At 73.9% G+C, this 20,870-nt stretch carries 14 protein-coding genes; 3 read left to right on the top strand and 11 right to left on the bottom strand.

Going from position 1 to position 20,870, the window contains the following annotated elements:
- Positions 1–18 precede the first annotated feature (18 nt).
- The 3 genes from H958_RS0120545 to H958_RS39110 all read right to left on the bottom strand — a co-directional run bounded on the left by H958_RS0120545 (position 19) and on the right by H958_RS39110 (position 2,838).
- A complete protein-coding gene (locus H958_RS0120545; RefSeq protein WP_196807473.1) occupies positions 19–927 on the bottom strand; it encodes a hypothetical protein in 909 nt (302 codons plus the stop codon).
- A 62-nt stretch (positions 928–989) separates the two neighbouring features.
- A complete protein-coding gene (locus tag H958_RS0120540; RefSeq protein WP_255325440.1) occupies positions 990–2,399 on the bottom strand; it encodes a sensor histidine kinase in 1,410 nt (469 codons plus the stop codon).
- Positions 2,400–2,481: 82 nt separating this feature from the next.
- Positions 2,482–2,838 (bottom strand): response regulator, encoded by a 357-nt coding sequence (locus H958_RS39110; RefSeq protein WP_051324582.1) that lies wholly within the window; start codon positions 2,836–2,838, stop codon positions 2,482–2,484.
- Positions 2,839–2,885: 47 nt separating this feature from the next.
- On the opposite strand from H958_RS39110, the gene H958_RS39105 reads away from it, so the two are divergent.
- The gene (locus H958_RS39105; protein WP_051324581.1) at positions 2,886–3,281 is read left to right on the top strand and encodes a response regulator; all 396 of its coding nucleotides are present in this window, start codon (positions 2,886–2,888) and stop codon (positions 3,279–3,281) included.
- On the opposite strand, the gene H958_RS0120525 is transcribed toward H958_RS39105, so the two are convergent.
- The 6 genes from H958_RS0120525 to H958_RS0120495 form a co-directional block, all read right to left on the bottom strand.
- Positions 3,269–4,246: a glycoside hydrolase family 18 protein gene (locus H958_RS0120525; protein ID WP_156028109.1), complete on the bottom strand. Its 978-nt coding sequence runs from the start codon at positions 4,244–4,246 to the stop codon at positions 3,269–3,271. The genes H958_RS39105 and H958_RS0120525 overlap by 13 nt on opposite strands.
- A 126-nt stretch (positions 4,247–4,372) precedes the next feature.
- Complete coding sequence (locus H958_RS0120515; protein ID WP_028060019.1) at positions 4,373–6,073, bottom strand: glycosyl hydrolase family 18 protein; 1,701 nt, start codon at positions 6,071–6,073, stop codon at positions 4,373–4,375.
- A gap of 8 nt (positions 6,074–6,081) precedes the next feature.
- Positions 6,082–7,929, bottom strand: coding sequence for a glutamine--fructose-6-phosphate transaminase (isomerizing) (glmS, locus tag H958_RS0120510; RefSeq protein ID WP_028060018.1), 1,848 nt, complete (start codon positions 7,927–7,929; stop codon positions 6,082–6,084).
- Positions 7,930–7,931: 2 nt separating this feature from the next.
- On the bottom strand, positions 7,932–8,915 hold the full coding sequence (locus tag H958_RS43795) for a polysaccharide deacetylase family protein (protein WP_028060017.1): 984 nt from the start codon (positions 8,913–8,915) through the stop codon (positions 7,932–7,934).
- Complete coding sequence (locus H958_RS39095; protein ID WP_231379323.1) at positions 8,912–10,225, bottom strand: glycosyltransferase family 2 protein; 1,314 nt, start codon at positions 10,223–10,225, stop codon at positions 8,912–8,914. The genes H958_RS43795 and H958_RS39095 overlap by 4 nt, the downstream gene beginning before the upstream one ends.
- Before the next feature lie 56 nt (positions 10,226–10,281).
- The gene (locus H958_RS0120495) at positions 10,282–11,526 is read right to left on the bottom strand and encodes a nucleotide sugar dehydrogenase (RefSeq protein WP_231379322.1); all 1,245 of its coding nucleotides are present in this window, start codon (positions 11,524–11,526) and stop codon (positions 10,282–10,284) included.
- Positions 11,527–11,925: 399 nt separating this feature from the next.
- Here H958_RS0120495 and H958_RS0120490 point away from each other — a divergent pair, with 399 nt between their 5' ends.
- Entirely contained in the window at positions 11,926–15,042 is a 3,117-nt protein-coding gene (locus H958_RS0120490; RefSeq protein WP_028060015.1) for an FtsX-like permease family protein, read from the top strand.
- Positions 15,035–16,633: an ABC transporter ATP-binding protein gene (locus H958_RS43790; RefSeq protein WP_051324580.1), complete on the top strand. Its 1,599-nt coding sequence runs from the start codon at positions 15,035–15,037 to the stop codon at positions 16,631–16,633. Before H958_RS0120490 ends, H958_RS43790 begins: the two co-directional genes overlap by 8 nt.
- A gap of 32 nt (positions 16,634–16,665) precedes the next feature.
- Here H958_RS43790 and H958_RS43785 read toward each other — a convergent pair whose 3' ends face one another.
- Positions 16,666–19,797 (bottom strand): GAF domain-containing protein, encoded by a 3,132-nt coding sequence (locus tag H958_RS43785; RefSeq protein WP_196807472.1) that lies wholly within the window; start codon positions 19,795–19,797, stop codon positions 16,666–16,668.
- 46 nt (positions 19,798–19,843) lie between these two features.
- Positions 19,844–20,866, bottom strand: coding sequence for a sugar ABC transporter substrate-binding protein (locus H958_RS0120475; protein WP_028060014.1), 1,023 nt, complete (start codon positions 20,864–20,866; stop codon positions 19,844–19,846).
- Positions 20,867–20,870: the final 4 nt, after the last annotated feature.

The following is a 20,870-nucleotide window of genomic DNA, read 5'->3' as shown; positions in this document are numbered from 1 at the left end:
ATGTCGAGGGGCTGAGCCTCAGCGCGACGGCGCCGCGGGCAGCGTGAGCTCGATCCGCAGGCCGCCGTCCTCGACGCACTCGGCGTGCGCGGCGCCGCCCGCGGCCGCGGCGATGTGGCCGGCGGCGGCGACGGCGCCGAGCCCGCGCCCGGTCCACGCCTGCGGCTCCCCGCCGCCCGCTCGCCCGGCGCGGACCCTCCAGCCGTCCGGATGCGCGGCGACCTCGAGCGCCGCGCCCGCGAGCCGCTCGTCGTGCGCGAGCGCCTCGGCCAGCAGCCGCGCCGCGGCGCTCCAGCCGGCGCCGGGCACGAGCACATAGGGGCGCTCGCCGTCCACGCCGGCGACCGCGGCCCCCGCGCCGGCCGCCTCCAGCTCCGCGCGCAGCGTCTCCAGCAGCGGCTCCGGGCCGGCGGGAACGTCCGGGGCGAGCGCCGTCATGACCTCCCGCGCGGCGGACAGCTCGCGCTGGGCGGCGCTGCCGACGGCGGCGATCTCGGCCGGCAGCTCGGCGAGCTCGTCGGGCGCGAACAGGTCCGCGGCCGCGCCCTCGGCGACCGCTTGCAGCGTGCTCACGTCGGTCCGCAGGCGATGCGTGAGGCGTTCCAGCAGGTCGGCGCCTAGCGCGGCGCGCTGGGCCGCCAGCCGCTGCAGCCGCAGCGCGCTGTGGCGCTCGACCGCGCGTTCGAGCACGGCCCAAGCGCGCTCCGGGTCGGCCGGCCGTGCGGCGGCGAGCAGCCAGCCCGCCGAGTCGCCGCAGTGCGCGTCGGCGATCCACGGCGCGGCGGGCGGCACGGCCTCGGCGTGGCGCGGCGCGAGTGGACCGCCGTGGATGCGCACCGCGGCGCGGCCGTCGAGCCCGTAGCGCAGCTCGAACGGGGTCGCGCCGAACAGCGGCGCGAGCGCGGCGGCCGCGTCGTCGAAGACCATCCACGGGTGGTAGCAGAGCACTCCTCCGGAGCTCGTCGCCGGCGCCGCGGAGGCGCTCGCGCTCAGGCCGGCAGGCGGACCATGAACTGCGAGCCCTGCCCCGGACCCGCCGAGACGGCCGAGAGCGAGCCGCCGTGGCGCTCGAGCATCCGCCGCGCGACGGCGAGCCCCATGCCGGTGCCGGGGACGCCCGGCTGGGCGCGCTCGAAGACGCCGAAGATCCGCGACCGGTCGGCCTCGGAGAGCCCGACGCCGTTGTCGGCGACGCGCACCTCCAGCTTCCCGTCGCTCTTGGACCCGGTGATCGTGATGCGCGGCGCGACGTCGCGCCGGTGGTACTTGATCGCGTTGGCGATCAGGTTCTGCATGACCAGCGACACCTCGGCGCGCGGTACCCTTGCAGCCGGCAGCGGGTGCACGTCGATCACCGCCGCCGACGCGTCGGCGGCGGCGCGCAGCGCGTCGACCGCGTCCTGCAGGGCGACCTGCACCGGTACGAGCTCCTCGGGCCAGGCGCCGAGCGCCACCGGCGCCACCTCCATCAGCCCGCGCACCTGCGCGCTGAGCCGGGCGGCGGTCGACTCGATGTGCTCGAGCAGCTCGCGCTCTTCGTCGTCGAGCCGGTCGGCGGCGGTGGCGATCACGGTCGCGGCCCCGAGCTTCATCGACCGCAGCGGCTCCTGCAGGTCGTGGCTGGCAGAGTACGCGAAGCGCTCGAGGTCGGCATTGGAGCGCTCGAGCTGCGCGGCGCGCTCTTCCAGCGCCTTCTCCGCGGCTTCCAGATCGCTGATGTCGCGCACGATCGCGAGCGCCCCGCCGCCGGACCCGAGCGGCGCCGCCGAGATCTGTGCCGGGAAGCGCGACCCGTCGGCGCGCATGCGCACGTCGCGCAGCGTCAGCATGCGCCCGGCGCGGATCTCCTCGCGCAGCGCGGCGTAGCGCGCGCGGTCCTCGGGCGGGATGAGCGTCTCGCGGTAGTCGCGGCCGATCGCCTCCTCGGCGGTCAGCCCGAACATTCGCTGGGCGCCCGGGTTCCAGGTCGTGATCCGGCCGTCGCGATCCTGCGTGATGATGGCGTCGGGCGCAGCCTGCACGAGCGCGGCGAGCCGGGCACGGTCGCCGCGCCGGCGGTCGGAGACGTCGAGCACGGTCACGGCGGCGTCGCGGGTCTCGCGCTCGGCGGTGACGTCCTCGAAGTGCGCCAGCAGCGTCGCGTCGTCGAGCGGGCGGACGCGGCAGCGCAGGTAGCGCTGGGTACCGCCGCGCCCGCGCACCGCGAGCTCCTGGTCGGCGGTGGTGGGATCGCCGCCGAACACGTCCTGCCAGCGCGACCGCGCGAGCTGCGACGGCGAGCGGCCGGCCATCCGCCCGAGCGCGTCGTTCGCGCGCAGGAAGCGTCCGGTGCGGGCGATCAGGGCGACGCCGGAGGGCGAGTCCGCGAACGTGTCGAAGACCTGCTCGGCGACGGGCAGGGGGACGGCTGTGGGCTCCGCGGACAGGACCGCGAAAAGGTTAGAAGCCGGACCGGTGGCGATCCTCGAACGGACGGAGTCGTCAGCCGCCGGTGACCCGCGCCAGCGCGGCGAGCACGCCGTCGGCGTCGCCCTTGAGCGCGACCGCGTCCACCAGATCCCGCACCGCCGCGACCGCGGGCGTGTCGTCGTCGGCCGAGTGCAGGACGAGCGGGACCCCCGGCGCCCGCTCGCGGAACGCGACGACGAGCTCCGGCCCGCTCAGGTCCGGAAGACGGAGGTCGAGCAGGATCGCGTCCTGGCCGGGCGCCTGCTCGAGGCCCGCCGCGGCGGTCGCGGCGCTGCCCGCGAGCTCGAAGCGCCCGTCGACCCTGAACCTGAGCTTGAGGGCGAGAGCCACGGCCGGGTGATCGTCCACCACCAGCACGCGCTTGGACATGAGATCGATTGTCCTCCGCGGCGGAAAATGGGAAGAATGCGTGAGACATGACGCACGTGCTGATGGTCGAGGATCAGCCTCTCCAGGCGCGGCTGCTGCGTCGTGCGCTCAGCGCTCGCCTGCCCGACTGCACCTTCGAGCTGTTCGCCGACGGCCTCGAAGCCTCGCGGCGGCTGGCCGATCGCGGGGGCGCTCCGCCCGACCTGCTCGTGCTCGACCTCACCGTTCCGGGACGCTCCGGGCATGATCTGCTCGGCGACCGCGCCCGCGACGCGCGCCTCGCCGCCGTGCCGGCGGTGGTCGTGACGTCCTCCGAGGCTGCCACGGATCGGGATCGCTCGCTCGCCCTCGGCGCGGACCTGCACCTCAGCAAGCCGGTCGACGCCGACGGCTACTCTCGCCTCGCCGAGCGGCTCGCGTCGCTCATCGCTCAGCGCGCTTGAGCGCGGGCGCGGGCGTGCGTCCGCGCCGTCTCCAACCGCCGCCAGAAGCGCTCCGGCTCGCGGCCGAGCGAGAACAGCCCGATCCAGCGAGCACCGGCGGCGCGCGCGGCGCGGGCGCCGGCGCGGAGCTCGGCCGTGGTGTTGTAGACGACCGTCTCGCCGTCGGTGTTGAAGCGCCCGCCGCGGCGCACGTTCTCCGCGTCGACGGTCGAGATCATCTGCCCGCGGCCGGAGGCCGGCCAGCGGTAGCCGAACGCGCCGAGGACCGGCACGGCCTTGCGGCGCCCGGCGGCGGTGAGGGCGCGATCGACGACGTCGCCGAACCCGCGCGCTGTGGTCACCGGACCCGGGCGGCCTCCCGCCCAGTGCTCGTTGTAGCCGGATGCCAGCAGCAGGTCGGCGTGACGCGACAGCCCGCGCCAATCGTAGGCGGCGCCCGCCACCGGGCCCGGCCGCGGCACGTAGACGGCGAGCTTGCGGTGGACCGCGTGCAGGCCGGCCGCGGTCTCGCGCACCAGCGCGCTGAACGTCGCGCGCTGACCGGGCCGCAGCTCCTCCATGTCGAGCGTCACGCCGCTCACGCCGGGGCTCAGCGCGGCGGCGCGCAGCGACGCGGCGATCCGCGCGCGCACCACCGGCGACTCCCACGCGCGCGAGCTCCCGGTCAGCGCATTGACGGTCGGCCACACGCGCACGCGGCGCTCGCGCGCCGCCGCCAGCAGCGCGTCGGCGTCGCCGCGCAGCGGCGTCGTCAGCTCACCCGAGCCGACGTCGACCGTGTACCAGTTCGGGGCTATCACGTCGATCCGCGACCCGATCTGCTCGAGGCGCGCGAGCTCGGCGCCGCCGAGGCCCGAGACGAACGCGAACACCTTCGGCGGCGGCCCCGGCTTGCGGTGCCCGCCGCCTCCGGCGACGACGGCGACCGCCGCGACGAGGGCGGCGGCCGCGACGACGGCGGTCATGGGTGCGAGCATCAGCCGCACGCGGTCACGGCCGCGGCGAGTGTCCCGCGAGGCGCAGGGCCGGCTCGGCGGTGAGGACCTCGCCGGCCGGACCGCGCACGCCGTCGGTGCCGAACAGCGAGCGGCTCATCGCGTCACCTCCGGGTCGGTCCAGATGCGCTCGTCCTCCTGGCCGATGCGCCAGAAGCCGATGCCCAGACCGCGCTCGCGGGCGAGCGCGACGCGGCGCGCGACCACCGGCGCATCGCTGTACCAGACGTCGTGCGGCACGCCGGACGCGTCGGTGTAGGCGAGGTGCCATGAGTCCTTGCCGGCGTCGTAGACGGGCTGGACGCCGTACTGCGCGGCCAGCGCCTGGATCTCGTCGTAATGGAGCGCGGTCGCCCGGTGGCCGGGTCCGCCGCCGGAGGGCCAGTCGGAGCCGTAGAGCATCGTGCCCATGACGAACTTCTGCTTGTTCGGCATCGACGCGACGTAGTCGGCGACCTGCCGCACCCAGCTGAGGTCGTCCTGCGCGCCCGGCGCGCTGGTCGCGTAGTGGATCCCCCACGCCATCACGAAGACGTAGTCGTCGTACTGCGACAGCGCCTGGTAGTCGAACGCCGTCGAGCGCGGGTGGTTCGGGACGTCCCTGAACTTGCCCGAGACCGACTGCGAGAGGAGCTTGCCCTTGGCGTGCAGGCGCCTTGACAGGTCGGCGATGAAGGACGTCAGCGCGTCGCGGTCGGAGGCGGCGATCGCCTCGAAGTCGACGTTGACGCCGTCGTAGCCGTACTGGTCCACCAACGCGGCGATCGTGTCCAGCCAGCGCGCGCGGGTCGCCGGATCGGTGAGGATCGTGTGCAGCATCGTCGTGGACTGGCAGTTGAAGCGCGGCAGCACCTTGACCTTGCGGTCCTGCGCGTAGCTGACGATCAGGCGGTTGTCGGCGCCCTCGATGGCGCCCGTCTGCAGGTTGCAGTCGAAGAACGTCGGATAGACCACGCCGATCTGGCGATAGTGCTTCTCGAACGCCTGGAGCGACGAGTCGGTGGACGCGAGCAGGAACGCGTGCGCCTCACCGGTCGACGGCGGCGGGTCCTTCTGCACGACGCGGGTGACCCGCGAGGGCGCGGACACGTAGCCGCGCGTGTCGACCGCGGCGACGCTCCAGTCGTGGCTCGACTTCGGCGCGAGGTTCGTCAGGTCGGCACCGGCGGCCGGGACCTGCCTGACCACGACGCCGTCGCGCATCACGCGGTAGCCGCGCAGGCGGGAGCCGGCCGGGAGGCCGGACGCGGTCCATGCCAGTGACAGCGTGGTGTCGGTCACCGACGTGGCGCGCGGCGTGCCCGGCGCGGCCGGAGGGTCGTGGCCGGTGACGACCTTGATCGGGCCGGAGCGCTTGGACGCCCAGCCGAACGAGTCGAGCGCGATGACCGCCTTCGACCTGCCCCACGAGAGCGTGGCGGCGCCGGAGGTGACGTTCGTCGCGGCGGCCGCGACCGGCGCTCGCGGCGCCGAGTGGCCGCGCACGACGATGACGGTGCGCGAGCGGTGCCCGAGCCGGCCCTTGCCGTTGACGGCGGCGACCTGGTAGCGCGCCTTTGCCCTGGTCAGCCGGACCTTCAGCGTTCGCGCCTTGACGTCGCGGACCTTCTTGCCGTGGCGCAGCACGCGGTAGCGGGCGGCGCCCGCGGCCGCGTCCCAGGCGAGCGTCGCCGACAGCTTGCCGGCGGGGCGGGCGGACAGGCCCTTGACCGGCGCCGGCGACGACGGCGCCGCCTGAGCGGCGGGGGGCAGCGCGGCGAGCGCGAGCGCGGAGAGAGCGAGGGTTCTGCGGATCACGCGGCCTCCTACTCGACGGTCACGGTCTTGGCGAGATTGCGGGGCTGGTCGACGTTCAGCCCGCGGGCGACGGCGACGTGGTAGGCGAGCAGCTGCAGCGGCACGACCGCCAGCAGCGCCTGCAGCTCCGGCGACGCCGCCGGCACCCGCACGACGTCGTCGGCGTGCGCGGCGGCGGCGGCGTCGGCCTCGCAGGCGACGGCGTGCACGCGCGCGCCGCGCGCCCGCACCTCGGCCATGTTCGAGTGCAGCTTGTCCTGCAGCGGCCCGGACGTGGCCACGCAGACGACGGGCGTCTCGGCCGACAGCAGGGCGATCGGGCCGTGCTTCATCTCCCCCGCGGGATAGGCGTCGGAGGGGATGTAGGACACCTCCTTCAGCTTCAGGGCGCCCTCCATCGCGATCGCCGCGCCGCCCTGGCGGCCGAGGAACATCACCATCGGCGCGTCCGCGAAGGACGGTGCGACGCGGGCGGCCCAGCGGTCGGCCTCGCCGACGGCGCGCTCGATCAGGTCCGGCAGCGTGGCGAGCTCGCCCGCCAGCTCGCGCCGGCGAGCGGCGTCGAGCACGCCGCGGGCGTTCGAGAGCCGCAGCCCGAGCGCGGCGAGGGCGGCGACCTGCGCGGTGAACGTCTTCGTCGCGGCCACGCCGATCTCGGTGCCGGCACGGGTCAGCAGCACCGCGTCGGCGTCGCGCGCGGCCTGCGAGTCGGCGTTGTTGGTGAGCGCCAGCACGCGGTTGCCGCGCGCCTGCGCCTCGCGCATGGCGGCGAGCGTGTCGGCGGTCTCGCCGGACTGCGTGATGCCGATCAGCAGCTCGCCCTCGGCGCCGGGAGCGGCGCGGTGGCGATGCTCGGAGGCGACGTCGACCTCGACGGGCAGATCCGCCCACGTCTCGATGATCTCACGCGCGGCCAGGCCGGCGTGGTAGGAGGTGCCGCAGGCGACGATCCGCACGGCGCGCAGTGCCGCGAGCGCCTCGGCGGGGATGCCCAGCTCGGGGCCGTCGCCGTCGGCGAGGTGCTCGAACATGGTCGCGGCGACCGCGTCCGGCTGCTCGGAGATCTCCTTGCGCATGTACGTGTCGAAGCCGTCCTTGTCCGGCGCGCGGTGGCCCGCGGAGGCCGTCACTGCCTGCGCGGCCGCGCCCGGGCGGCCCGCGACCTCGACGCCGCGGGCGGTCATGGTCACCAGCTCGCGGTCGGCGATCTCCAGCACGCGGCGCGTCTGCGACGCGAACGCGGGGACCGCGGAAGCGATGAAGTTCTCGCCGTCGCCGAGGCCGACGACGAGCGGGGCCTCCTTGCGGACGCCGACGATCGTGCCTGGCCGGCCGGCGGCCATCGCCGCGACGGCCCAGTGGCCGCGGAGCTTGCGCCTGGCGCGGTCGACGGCCAGCTCGAGATCGCCGCGGTAGAACGACGCGATCAGGTGCGCCACGACCTCGGCGTCGGTGTCGCTCGTGAACTCGGCCCCGCCGGCCTCCAGCTGCAGGCGCAGGTCGAGCCAGTTCTCGACGATGCCGTTCAGGACGATGTGGACGCGCCCCGCGTCGTCGGTGTGCGGGTGCGCGTTCTCCTCGGTCACGGCGCCGTGCGTCGCCCAGCGCGTGTGGCCCAGCCCGGCCGTCGGCTCGTCCTCGACGGAGAGGCCGCCGGCGCCCGCCGGGACGCGCTCCGCGACCGCGGCGCGCAAGGCGGCGAGGTTGCCGACCGACCGGACCGTGTCGACGGTCCCGTCGGCGTGGCCGGCGGCTATGCCGGCCGAGTCATAGCCTCGGTATTCGAGCGCAGAAAGCCCGTCGAGCAGCAGCGGCCGCGCCGGGCGAGCGCCCGTATAGCCCACGATTCCGCACATGTCTAGTTCCTCTTGTCGTCGGTCTTGGAGTGCCGGCTCAGCCAGCCGTACAGGTCGTCGAGGCTCGTACCGGTGCGCAGCTCGTAGCGCCACGCGGCGCCCCTCCGCGGCGTGGTGAAGCCCGGGTCGTTGTCGTCGGCCTGGAGGAAGAAGTTGCCGAACTGCCGGGTCAGCAGCCCGCTGAGGAGTCGCGGGATCCGGGGATCGTTCGCGGCCCGCCGGCCGTAGTCGCCGAACGGCACGGCGAAGGCGTGCGGCTGCATTCCCTGCGCGGCGAGGCGCTTACGCAGCGCCGACAGGTCGGCGCTCACGCGCGCCTTCCAGCCCTGGAGCGACTCGCGCCCCTGCGAGCGGGTGAAGCGGCGCGCCGCGTAGAACGGCGCCTTCGCCCCGGTCGCGGAGACGGCGACCTCGACGTGGCCCTCGTGGGCGTGCGGCTCGATATCCCAGCGGCCCGAGTCCTGCATGCGATGCAGCTCCGCCCAGGTCAGGTAGAACGGGCTGCGCTTCTCGATCTCGCCGGTGATGACGAACATCGCCGCGCGCATTCCCATGCGCTGCAGGACGGCGTCCGCGCCGCGATAGGAGTCCAGCCGGCCGTCGTCGAAGGTCAGCAGGATCGGCTTGGCGGGGAGCCCGGCCGTCTTGCCGGCGCGGAAGGCGGCCCACTCGCGCGTGGAGATCGTCGTATATCCGAGGTGCTCGAGCAGCGCGAGCTGTCGGGCGAACGCGCGCCGGCTGGTCGAGTAGCCGTCGCGCGCCGGGCCGATGCCGTGCCACGCGAGCACGGGAATCGCGCCCTTGCGCGTATGCAGCGGCGCGTAGCGCGCGCGCTCAGCGGCGGTCAGGGCGACGTGCGGCGCAGCCAGCGGGCCCATGTCGTGCTCGCGCTGGAAGCGCTCGTGCGAGTGCACGATGGTCGGCACGATTCCGACGAACGGGACCATCGAGAGCGGGATCAGCATCAGCGAGAAGAAGCGCTTCATGAGCTCCCTTCGATCCCTGCCGTCGACGGCCGCGTGCCCCACGACGCCGAGCGCGCGGTGAGGATCGCCCAGTACGTCTGCCAGAGCAGGAAGAACAGGTAGAAGAAGCAGAAGACGACGCCGAAGATCCACAGCGAGTCGTACCGCGGCCTCTTCGCCGCGTAGTAGAGGCCGTAGGCGATCGCCATCGAGTAGACGCCGAGCAGGTAGACCAGCGGCGCCCCTGAGCCGTGAACGATCGGTCCGAACAGCGTCGCGCGGACGGCGATCAGCGGCGCGATCAGCGGCAGGACCATCCCGATGTAGGCCGAGACGGCCGCGATCGGGTGCTTGCGCCAGATGAACGTGCCGACGATCAGCGACTCGCGCGTCCAGGAGCGCTTCCAGCGCAGCTGCTGCGTCATGAACTGCTTGAACCGCCCGGGGACGAGCGTGTGCGAGACCGCGCGGGACTCGTAGCGGACCTGCCACGTGCGCAGTACGCAGTTGGTCAGCGAGCGGTCGTCGCCGAACGTCGACGGCCGGCCGAGGAAGCTCTGGTGCTCCCACCAGTCGAGGTGCGGCAGGATCGCCTCGCGCCGGTAGGCGGAGAAGCAGCCCGAGCAGCACGTCACGGCGTTGAAGACCGACTCGGCCGCCTTGACGACCTTGAACGCCACGAAATAGCGGACGGCCTGCATCTTCGTCAGCCACGTCTCGTGCAGGTTGAGCACGTCGGCGTGGCCGCAGATGGCGCCGACCTTCTCGTTCGCGAAGCCCTGCACGAGGATGCGCAGCGCGTCAGGCTCGAGCACGGAGTCGGAGTCGACGAAGGCGATGATCTCCGCGTCGGTGGCGCGGATGCCCGCCGCCATCGCCGCGCGCTTGCCCTGGTTGGTGCCGAGGTCGATGACGTTAACGCGGCCGTCGGCATGCGCCGCGACGGTGTTCATCTCGCGCAGCGTGCCGTCGGTCGAGCCGTCGTTGACGGCGACGATCTCCAGCTTCGCGGCCGGATAGTCGAGCGCCAGCAGGCTGTGCAGGGAGTTGCCGATCGCCTCCTGCTCGTTGAAGCCCGGCATCACGATCGCGACGCGCGGCTCCAGGCCGGCGTCCTTCGCCGGCCGGTAGAAGAGGCTGAACACGAAGCGGCTGACGATGTAGGCGCAGACCACGAGCCCGTACGCCGCGAACAGCGGGTCGACCACGAGGGCCTGCAGGAACGCGCCCTTGTAGGCGACGACCGCGGCCAGCACGATCAGCAGGTAGACGACCGACAGGCCGCGCGCGATGCGGTCGACGACCGTGCTGCGCGAGCGCTTCGGCGCCACCGGAGCGGCCGGCTCCCGCTCGGGGGTGAGAGGCGGGGGTGTGAGCGTGGCGGGGCTCACAGGGCGTGGCGGACCTTGCCGCCCGAGGTCTTGTAGGTCGCATCCAGCAGGTGCTCGGCGTCGGCCAGGTACTCGTAGGAGTGGCCCGGGTGCACCACGGCGACCAGCACGAGGTCGTACTGCGAAGGGTCCGGAGCGGCGACGTTGTGCAGCACGCCGGCGCCCTCGACCTCGACCTCGGCGATCAGCGGATCGTGGTAGGAGACCTGGGCGCCGCGCGCGGCGAGGCGGCCTGCGATCTGCAAGGCGGGCGACTCGCGGAAGTCCTCGACCCCCGGCTTGTACGCGACGCCGACGAGCAGCACGCGCGCGTTTGCGTCGGCGATCCCGCGCGAGCCGGTGATATCGAGGGCGCGGTCCGCGACGCTGCGGGGACGGCCGGCGACGCTCGCCATCGCGTTCTCGACGACCGGCGACGCGACGCCCGCGTCGCGCAGCGGCGTCAGCAGGTAGTACGGGTCGACCGGGATGCAGTGGCCGCCGACGCCGGGGCCCGGATAGTGCGGCAGGTATCCGTAGGGCTTGGTGGCGGCCGCGTCGATGACCTCGACGGGGTCGACGCCATAGAAGCCGGCGGCCGCGGCCATCTCGTTCGCGAAGGCGAGGTTGACGGCGCGGAACGTGTTCTCCTGCAGCTTCGTGAACTCCGCGGCCTCGACCGAGGAGACGACGTGCAGCTTGGACGCCGTGGCGGCCAGCACCGCCGCGGCGGCGTCGGTGCAGGCGCTCGTGACGCCCCCGATGACGCGCGGCACGGCGGCCTGCTCCCACAGCGCGTCGCCCGGGTTGATCCGCTCGGGCGCGAAGGCGACGTGGATGTCCTCGCCGATCGTGAAGCCGCGCTCGCGCAGCGGCTCGACGAGCAGGTCGCGCGTGGTGCCGACGTAGGTCGTCGAGGTGAGGATCAGCGTCTGGCCGGCGCGTGCATGCTCGACGGCGGAGGCGCACGCGGAGCGCACGGCGCGCAGGTCGGGGTTGAGGTCGTGGTCGACCGGGGTCGGCACCGCGATGAGCACCGCGTCGACCGCCTCCAGCGCGCGGAGGTCGGTCGTGAGGCCGAACTGGCCGGACTCGAGCGCGCGCGTCAGGCGCGGGCGGTCGCGGTCGAGCAGGTCGACCGAGCCGGCCTCGATGTGGCGCAGGCGCCGCTCAGAGATGTCGACTCCGAGCACCCGGAAGCCGGCCTCGCGCAGCGCAAGGCTGGTCGGGAGCCCGACGTACCCCATCCCGAGCACGGCCACGGTGGGGACGTCCGGGATTCGAGGTACTTGGGCAAGCGTGTTCAAGTCACTGAAGACAGCGGTCATTGGCACCTGGGGGTCGCGAAGGACGAGGGAGGGCTGAGGAGGTCGCGAGCGCAGCGGGCACGCCGCGCCGGACGAGCTCCAGCATCAACGGCGCGGCAGCCGGTTCCAACGGCGGCTCCCCCCTAGGTGGGAGCCCCTTGAGCAGGGCTCCCCCAACCGGGGGAGGGACACGTCCGCAAGCGCTTCCGAACGAGCCGAGCCGGGCGAGCTGCAGATGCGCGCCGAGACGGTCGCAGCGCTCGTCGATCTCTCATTGCTCGCATGGTGTGACCCCGCTTGAACAACGCCGTACGCTTCGGCTTCATGCTTGCGGGGAGGTCGCCACGAGCCGCCGTGACCCTTGGTTCGCTTGTCGTACGACGGCTCGGACGTCGCAAGCGCGTCACCTCGGTCGTCGCCGCCGCCGCGGCGCTCGCCGCGTTCGCGCTGCTCGGCGCGCGCGTCGCGGCGGATGCCGCGCGCGACACCGCGTTGGACGACGGCATCGCGGCCGCCACCCACGCGCAGCGCGGCGCCCGGGTGTCCGTGTTCGAGACGTGGGCGGGCGGGAACGACCTCGCCCGGTCGGGCGCTTCCGGCGAGCGCGACGCGCGCATCCTCGCGCGCTATCGGGACCGCATCGACCCCGGGATCGTGCGCGCGCTTCCGCGCGCCGGCTTTGGCCGGCGCGTGGTCCGCAGCGTCGTGGTCTCGCTTCCGGCGGCCGCCGGCGGGGCGCCGGTGCGCCTAGTGGCGGTCGACGGCGCCCGCGCCTGGGTTCGCCTGGACGCAGGCCGGATGCCGAGCGGACCGTGCGATCCCCGCCGCTGTGAGGCGGTCTACCTCGGCGGCGGCAAGGAGACGGGCGCGGACGCGCGGCGCGCGGACGTCGCCCTGGACGTCGTCGGCCGGGGACGGATCGATCCGGCGCCGGCGGGGAGGATCCCACCGACCAGCGCGACCGACATCGGCGCCGGGGCCGCGTTCTACCTGGTGTCGGGCGTCCGCGAGCTGGCTGAGATGGAGCGATTCGTCAAGCGCTCGCGCACTTACGGCTGGTTCCGTGAGCTCGCGCCGGGAGCCGTGCACCCGTGGAACGAGCGGGCCGTGCTCGATGGCGTGCGTGCGGCTCGCAATCGCCTGACCGGCGATCCTGGGGTGACCGTTCGCGGACCCGAAGTGCTGATCGACGCGCTGCGGCAGCGCGGGCGCTCGACGTCGGCACTGTTGCTGCTGATCGTGGGTCAGACGGCCGGGCTGCTGATCTGCTTCGCCGCCTTCGCCGCGGCGCAGCGCCGGCGCGACGTGGGCGGGGAGCTGGACCGTCTGCGCGACGTCGGCGCGACGCGGCCGCAGCTGGTCGGGTTCGTCGTGCTCGAGGTGGCCGCGGTGGCGCTCGCGGGGATCGCGGTCGCCGTGGCGGCGCTCGTCGCGTGCGCGCTCGCGCTCGGCGCGGGCGGGCCGCTGCGCCATGCGCTGCTGTCGGCGGGCGGGGCGGAGCTCGCCGCCGTCGCGCTCGTCGCCGCGATCGTCGGGCAGCTCGCGGTGCTGCGCGAGCGGCCGCCGCGGCGGGCGCGCGTCACGGTGGAGGCGGCGATCGGGCTGCTTCTGGCGGTCATCGTGTGGCAGACGCTGTCGCGCGGCGGGCTCGATGCCGGGGAGCTGGCGGCCAGCTCGGGGCTCGATCCGGCGATCCTCGTCCTCCCTACGCTCGTGTGCGTCGGCGGGGCGCTGGTCGCGTTGCGCGTCCTGCCGCTGGTGCTGCACCTGCTCGAGCGCTCGACGCGCCAGGCGGGCGCGGGCCTGCGCCTGTACGCGCTCGGGCTCGCGCGCGACGCCAGTGCGGCCAGCGCGACCGTGGCGGTCGTCACGCTGTGCGCGGCCGGCGGCTTGTTCGCGCTCGCGTACCGCCACGACCTCGCGGTCGGCGCGGGCGAGCAGGCGGCGTTCGCGACCGGCGCCGACCTGCGTGTGAGCGAGCGTTCGGAGTCGGGGCAGCCGGAGCCGGACGTGCTGCCGTTCGCGCGCTACGGCGCGCTCGCGCGCCAGGCCACGGCGGCGCCCGTGATCCGCTTGGACGCCGGCGAGGTCGCGGCCGGCGGACAGGCGGCCGGTCGTGTCGCGCTGGTCGGTATGCCGTCGTCGCTGGTGGCGACGCTGCCGGGTTGGCGCGCAGACTTCTCCTCGCTCACGCCGGGCGCCGTCTCCCATGCGCTCGGCCCACCGGCGCCGCTGGCGCTGCAGGGCCCGCGGCTCCCGGACGACGCGAAGACACTCTCGGTGCCCGTCGAGCTGACCGGCGGGGGCGCGACGGTCACGCTCGTCGTGCAGGCGTCCGATGGCCGCCTGCTGGCCCTGAAGCTGGTGGGATCGCTCACCTCCGGGCGCTTCGACGTCGAGACGACGGTGCCGCGCGAGGCCAGGGGAGGACGTGTCGTCGGCATCCGGACGACGCTCCAGCAGGGCGGCTCGTTCACAAGCGACATCGGCAGCACGACCCTCGGCACCCTGCGCGTCGACGGCAGGCCGGTCACGCGCTTCCTCGACGGGTGGGCGCCGACGGATCAGGCGCGCGTCGGCTACAGCGCCGGCGGCCAGGCCCGCGTCGAGCGCCGCCGCGGGCGCGCCGTACTGAGCTACCCGACCTTCAGCGCCAAGCCGACGTACGCGATGGGCTACGCGCAGGAGCACGCCGCCGAGCCGCTGCCGGCGCTCGTCGATCCCGCGCTCGCTCGCTCGGCCGTCAACGGCGTGGTGACGGTCGGCGTCGCGGACGGCCAGCAAGTCCGGCTCAGGCCGATCGGCACCGCCTCGCGGTTCCCGACGATCGCCGCCGGGATCAGCTTCGCGGTGGTCGACGCCGGGCGGCTGTTCGCCGCCGTCAACGCCGCCGCGCCGGGCGCGGCACTGCCGAGCGAGGCGTGGCTGCAGCTGCGTCCGGGAGCGTCCCGGGGCGCCGTCGTGGAGCGGCTGCGACGGCCGCCGTTCCGGCTGGCCGCAGTCGCCGAGCGAGACGGGAGGGCTCAGGCGCTCCGCGACGACGCCCTCGCGCGCGTGACGCGCTCCGTGCTCGCCGCCACCGCTGCCATCGCCATGGCGCTCGCCGTGCTCGCGCTGGTCCTCTCCGTGCTCGCCACGCTGCGCGACGACGCGGGCGAGCTCGGCGAGCTCGAGGCGCTGGGGATCGAGCCGCGCCGGCTGCGGCGCCTGGTCTACGGGCACACGGCGACGGTCGCCGTCGTCGGCGCCGTCCTGTCCGTCGCGACCGCGTACGCGCTCGTGCACCTCGTGGTCGCCATCGCGCGCGTCGGCGCGGAGGGCCGGACGCCGGTGCCGCCGCTGCGCGCCGCCATGACCTGGCCGTCGGTCTCGGCGATGCTGCTCCTCGCCGCGGTGGTCGCGGCTGCGGTCGTCGGCGCAGCGACGACACACGCGCTGCGCGGCCATCGACTCGGGCGGCTGCATGGCTGAGGCGATCCGAGCGCACCGGCTGTTCGCCGCGCATCCCGCGCGCGGCGGGACGGTCGTCGCGCTGCAGAGCCTCAGCCTCACCGTCGAAGCCGGCGAGCTGCTGGCCGTGATTGGGCCGAGCGGCTCCGGCAAGAGCACGCTGCTGCGCTGCCTCGCCGGGCGCCTGCGCCCGCTCTCGGGCGAGCTGGACGTCTTCGGCGCCGCGCTGCACGAGCTCCGCGACCGCGAGCTCGCCGCCTACCGCGCCGCGACGGTGGCGTTCGTGCAGCAGCACTACGCCCGCAGCCTCTCGCCCGACCTGAAGGCGTGGGAGATGATCGCCATGCGCCCCAGGGTCCTCGGCTGGCCACGACGCCACGCCCGCGCCCGCGCGCTCGAGCTGCTCGAGCGCGTCGGCCTCGGAGACCGGGCGGACGCGCTGCGGACCGAGCTGTCCGGCGGCGAGCAGCAGCGGGTGGCATTGTGCGCCGCGCTGGCCGCAAACCCGCGGCTGCTGCTCGCCGACGAGGTGACGGGAGAGCTCGACGACGACGCCGGGACGCGCGTGCTCGCCGCGCTGCGCGAGCTCGCCGCCGTCGAGGGCACGACCGTCGTCCTGGTCACACACGACCCGAAGGCAACGCGCGTCGCCGACCGCACTGTCACCGTCCGCGACGGCCGGGTCACCGGCGAGCTGCGGCGCGGCGCGACAGACCGGCGCGTGGTGATGATCGACGACGGCGGCGTGCTGCGCATCGATCCCGACGACCTCGCGGCCGCCGGCCTCGAAGGCGAGGCCGGGCTGGGCGTCACCGACGGCGCGGTGGTGCTGCGCCGGCTCGGCGAGCGGCCCGCACCGGCGCCGGTCAGGCGGCGTGGTGTGCAACCGGCAAGGGTCGGGCCCGCCCCTCCTCCCGTGACGCGCGCGCGCGACGTCGTCCGGCGCTTCGAGTCGCGCCGGCGCCCGGCGCTGGACGGCGTCTCGTTCGACCTGCTCCCAGGCAGGCTGCACGTCCTGTCCGGGCCGTCGGGGTGCGGCAAGACGACGCTCATCCACTTGATCGGAGGACTGGACCGGCCCGACGCGGGGACGATCGAGGTGCTCGGTCACGCCCTCGACGGGATGACCCGCGCGCAGCTCGCGGCGTGGCGCCGCGAGCACGTCGCGATCGTTCCCCAGACGACGGCTCTGGTCCCGTTCCTCGGTGCGCTCGAAAACGTCGAGCTGGCGCTGACGGTCCGGGGCGTCGGATCGCACGAGGCGCGTACGCGCAGCCATGAGGCGCTCGCGCTGATCGGCCTGGCGGAGGCCGCGCGACGACCGGCGGCCGACCTCTCGGCCGGTCAGCGCCAGCGCGTCGCCGTGGCGCGCGCGGTCGCCGCCGAGCCGAAGCTGCTTCTCGCCGACGAGCCGACCGCCAACCTCGACGAGAAGGGCTCGGTGATGGTCGCCGGCCTGCTCGCCGAGCTGGCGCACGAGCACGGCGTCACGATCCTGTGCGCCACGCACGACGAGAGCGTCGCGCGGCGGGCGGATGCGGTCATCCGCCTGCGCAACGGCCGCCTCGACGATGCCGCGTCCGACGAGTCGGTCGGCCGGCAGCCCGCATAGGCAGCCGAGAGCGGCTCAGTCGCGCGAGGTCATCACGGTGGGCGTTCGTCGCGTGACTGTGCAGAGCTCGGCGGGATGGGAATCGTGGCCACGATCAGTGTCCCGCCGCCGGCTGGGGTCTCGACGTCGAGCGTGCCGTCGAGGGCGGCGAGCCGGTCCGCGAGCCCTAAGAGACCGGTTCCCCCGCGACGGGCACCTCCGGCGCCGTCATCGCGTACGCGCACCACGAGCGCGCCATCGTCGATGCGCGCGCTGACGCCGGCGCTGCTCGCGCGAGCATGCTTCGCGACGTTGGTCAACGCCTCGGCGACGACGAAGTACGCGGTCGCCTCGATCGTGGCGGGCAGCCGGTCGATGGTGATGTCGACCTCGACCGGCACCGGCGTCCGGGAGGCCAGCTCCGCGACCCCTGCGCGCAGGCCGCCGTGGGTGAGGACCCCCGGAAGGATGCCCTGCGCGAGCTCGCGCAGCTCGGCCGTCGCGCGCTCGGCCTGCTCGAGCGCTTCGGTCACGAACTCAGGGACCGCCGTGTCGTCGGTCTGAAGCGCCCGGCGAGCGAGCTTGAGCGTGATGACCGTGTGAACCAGGCGCTGCTGCGCGCCGTCGTGCAGGTCGCGGACCACCCGCTGCCGCTCCTCGTCGACGGCGGCGACGATGCGCGCCCGGGACGCGGCGAGATCCGACCACGCTTGGACGTTCGAGATCGCCGTGGCGACCAGCTCCGTGAACTCACCGATGCGCGACTCGAGCTCGGCCGGCAACGGCTCATCCCGTCGCGTGGAGGCGGCGATCACGCCCCAGAGCCTTCCCGCGACCACGATCGGAGCGCCGACCGCCGAGCGAATCCCCGCCTCGCGCATCTGGGTCCCAAGGCCGCCGCTGGCTACCGAATAGTCGTCGAGACGCGCGGGACGCCCGGTTCTGAACACACTCGCGGTGACGCTCTCCCCGTCGAGCGGCAGGCGGTCGCCGACCTGGAGCTCCGACTCGCGCGAACGCGCCACGACGGTGGCCGTTCCATCTCCCTCGTAGCGCAGGATCGACGTGCTCCCCACCCGGAGCAGCCGCCCCACCTCCTCGCCGACCGCCGCGAACACCTCGGCCGGGGGCGACTTGCGCGCGACCAGCGTCGCCACACGCCGCAGGCCCGCCTGCTCATCCGCCAAGCGCTCCACCTCGGCCCGCGCCTCACCGTTGGCGATCGCGGTCGCCACCAGCTCCGTGAAGTTCAGGAGGCGCGACTCGGTGTCCGCAGGAAGCGGGTCGTTCCCCTTCAGGTGAACGACCAGACCTCCCCACAAGCGCCCCCCTACGATGATCGGGCTCCCGACTGAGGAGCCCGTCCCGAGCTGCTCACGAACGAAGGCCGCGATGGGTCCCGGAACGCCGGACCAGTCGTCTATCCGGGCCGGCCGGCGAGTCTCCATGAGCCGACCCGGCACGTCGCCGGCCTCGGTCGTCCAGCGGGCTGGGACCGGCGGGTGCCGGCCCACGGCCGCCCACGCGGCCGCCGCGCTCACGGTACCGTCGTCCTCGTAGCGAATCATCCTCGCGAAGTCGGCACCGAGCAGGCAGCCGACCTCCTTGGCCACTGCATCGAAGAGCTCGCTTGGCGGCACCGCCCGTGCGACGAGCGTCGCCACGCGGCGGAGGGCCGCCTGATCCTCCGCAAGCCGTCGCACCTCGCCCTGCGCTTCGCTGTTCGCGATCGCCGTCGCGACGAGCTCCGTGAAGCCCGCGAGACGCTCCTCGGTGTCGCCGGGGAGCCGCCCGGTCGTCGAGTGGACCACCAGATTGCCCCACACGCGGCCACCGACGAGGATCGGGCTGCCGACCGATGAGCTCAGCCCGAGCTGGTTCCGGACGTAGTCGCCGACGGGACCGGCCACGTCGCGCCAATCGTCGATGCGCGCGGACTTCCCGGTCTTCACGATCCGTGGTGCCAGGCTGTCGCCCTCGAGCGGCCACTGCCGCCCGACCTCGGTCTCAGCCTCCACGCCCTCCGCCGTCCAGCTGCCGACGGCGGTCATCACGTCCGGCCCGTAGCGGATCATCGCGGCGGCATCGGTGCCGAGCAGCTGTCCGACCTCCTTCGTGACGGCGCCGAACAGCTCAGGCGCCGGCACGCCTTGCGCGACGAGCGTGGCCACGCGCCGCAATGCCGCCTGCTCGTCTGCGAGCCGCGCCCTCTCCCTCTGGGTCTCGGTATTCGCGATCGCCGTGGCGACGAGCTCCGCGAAGGCGCCGATCATCTCCTCCGTGTCGGCCGAGAGCGGCTGGTCGCCTTTCGACGACACGATCGCGACTCCCCACCGCCGGCCGTCGACGACGATCGGAGCGCCGACCGACGAGCGAACACCCAGCTCGCGAAGCATCGCAGCGATCGGGCCGGAGGCGTCGTGGTAGCTGTCCATGCGCGCAGGCCGTCCGGTCCGGAGCACCAACGAGCACACGTTCTGGCCATCGATGGGAGCCACCGTGCCGATGGGCACCTGGTCGCCGGTGCGGGTCCAGCTCGCGATCAGCGTCGCCCTGCCGTCGGCCTCGTAGCGCCCGACGTGCGTGACGTCGCCACCGGCGAGCAGGCCGACCTCACGCGCCACCGCTGCGAAGAAGAGGTCGCGCGGCGCGACGCCGCGCGCGACCAGCGTCGCGACGCGCCGCAGCGCGGCCTGTTCGTCCGCGAGCCGCGTGAGCTCGTCCCGCAGCGCCGCGTGCTGGGCCGCCAGGGTCGCGTCGGGGTCGCCCACCGCCTCCTGGAGGCGGAGCCGGTCCTCGATATCCGTGAAGGACACGACGGCCCCGCGACCGTCCCGCAGATCGAGCGGGACCGAGAGGTAGGAGACGGGGAACATCGAGCCGTCGCGGCGGACGAACCAATCCAGCTCGCTCGTGCTGATGCGGCCGGTCGCCAGTGGCCGGAGGAGCGGGCACTCGTCGGCGGGATACGGCGTTCCGTCCTTGTGCCGGTAGTGGATCGTCGCGTGGCTGTTGTGCCCCGAGAGCTCGTCCGCCCGTTCGTAGCCGAGCGCCCTGATCGCCGCCGGATTGGCGAACCGGATGCGGCCGTCGTGATCGATGACCCACAGGGGCTGCCCGGTCGTCTGGAGCACCGTCGCGAGGAACTCCTCGGCTCCGACCCCTAGGCTGGCGAGATCAATCACGGACGCGGGCATCCGACGCCTACTGGCGCCAGTGTATGACGCGGGCTCAGCCGGAGGGAGGGCGCACGAGCGGCACCGTGGCCAACGTGTAATGGCGCTCACGCGGGGGCTTGTAGAGGTCGATGTTGTCCAGCGTCCACCTGTCGCTCTTGACCACGAGCTCCCTGGGCGGATCGTCGACCCTGTGCTTCCCGACGAACCCGGAGAGCGCCTTGATCAGGGCCCAGCCGGTCGCGACCGGGTTGGGATCGAGCGTCCCGGTGAGGCGATGCTCCCTGATCGCCGTGATCGCGTCGACGTCGCCGTTCTGACCGAACACGATGACGCCGTCGCCCGAGCCGTCGTAGACCTTGCCTCCTTCGGACATTTGCGCTGCCGACGCGCCGAGCGCGGTGGCGTCGTTGTAGGCCCAGATGGCGTCGACGTCGCGGTTCTTGGTCAAGAGGTCCGCGACGATCGGCTGCGCCGAGGCGGCCGTGTCCTTCGTGTTGTGCGCAGTGCCGACGATCGTGAGCCCGTTCTTCTCGGCGTTCTCCGCGAAGCATCTCTCGTACGCCTGGATCGACGGGACCGGCGGGCCGCCGATCTCGAGCACGTGTGCGCCCGGCTTCTCCGCGGCGATGTACTTCGTGAGCTTCGCAACGGGCGAGCCGGCGCCGCAGAGGTTGATCTCCCACCACACCGTCGCGTCGATGCCCGCGCCCGCGGAGTTGACGCCGACGACGGGAATGTGTGCTGCCCCGGCCTGTCGGTATGCGCCTGCGGCCGCGCCGGGGTCAAGTGTCCAGCTCGCGATGCCGGCCTCGCCCTGGGTCACCATCGTGGCGATGTCGGCGACCTGCTTGTCGGGCGACAAGTTGGCGTCGATGGACTCCGCCGTCCAGCCGAGCTCGGAGGCCCCGGCCTTGAACCCGAACACGATGTCCTGCTGGCCCGGTTGCGCGCCGACCGGATCCGAGTACGCCACCTTCGTCGCGTGACCACTCGACGCGTGCCGGTGGTTGCCCCCGCACGCGGCGACGACCAACGCGGCGATCACCGCTGCGGCCTTCGCGGACAGCTTCGCCATGCCC

Origin of the sequence: Candidatus Solirubrobacter pratensis (genome assembly GCF_000425945.1) — a bacterium.
Taxonomy (GTDB): Bacteria; Actinomycetota; Thermoleophilia; order Solirubrobacterales; family Solirubrobacteraceae; genus Solirubrobacter; species Solirubrobacter pratensis.
Note: the sequence above shows the minus strand (reverse complement) of the source record. Positions and strands in the feature narration are given on the sequence as shown.

Coding starts and splice junctions, on each gene's coding strand:
- H958_RS43790 (WP_051324580.1), top strand. CDS start 15,035: ATGGCTGAGGCGATCCGAGCGCACCGGCTGTTCGCCGCGCATCCCGCG.
- H958_RS0120475 (WP_028060014.1), bottom strand. CDS start 20,866: ATGGCGAAGCTGTCCGCGAAGGCCGCAGCGGTGATCGCCGCGTTGGTC.
- glmS (WP_028060018.1), bottom strand. CDS start 7,929: ATGTGCGGAATCGTGGGCTATACGGGCGCTCGCCCGGCGCGGCCGCTG.
- H958_RS43795 (WP_028060017.1), bottom strand. CDS start 8,915: ATGAAGCGCTTCTTCTCGCTGATGCTGATCCCGCTCTCGATGGTCCCG.
- H958_RS39105 (WP_051324581.1), top strand. CDS start 2,886: ATGACGCACGTGCTGATGGTCGAGGATCAGCCTCTCCAGGCGCGGCTG.
- H958_RS0120545 (WP_196807473.1), bottom strand. CDS start 927: ATGGTCTTCGACGACGCGGCCGCCGCGCTCGCGCCGCTGTTCGGCGCG.
- H958_RS39110 (WP_051324582.1), bottom strand. CDS start 2,838: ATGTCCAAGCGCGTGCTGGTGGTGGACGATCACCCGGCCGTGGCTCTC.
- H958_RS0120525 (WP_156028109.1), bottom strand. CDS start 4,246: ATGACCGCCGTCGTCGCGGCCGCCGCCCTCGTCGCGGCGGTCGCCGTC.